Here is a 249-nt window from a genome sequence, read left to right on the forward strand (position 1 = left end):
GTGTTGCTGACCGGTGAGGCAGGGGTAGGTTTCGAGCTGGTGGCCCGGTTTTTCCACCACGGCAATACCCCGTGGGTAACGCCAGCCAAGCTGGAACAGCTGGCCGATGCCCCGCTGGAACTGCTGCAAAAAGCCAATAACGGCGTGTTGTTCCTGCCGGAGATCGGTCAGTACAATCGTCGTACGCAGCAAGGCTTGCTGTTCTTGCTATCCAAACTGGACCGCTTCAACGTGCGCCTGGTGTGTTCC

The 249-nt window shown here is 58.6% G+C and carries 1 pseudogene; it reads left to right on the forward strand.

Features of this window, described 5'->3' with window-relative positions:
• Positions 1-249, forward strand: a pseudogene (locus tag O4G76_RS21255) (hypothetical protein); the annotation flags it as partial.

Origin of the sequence: Limimaricola sp. G21655-S1 (assembly GCF_027213785.1) — a bacterium.
Lineage (GTDB): Bacteria > Pseudomonadota > Alphaproteobacteria > Rhodobacterales > Rhodobacteraceae > Limimaricola.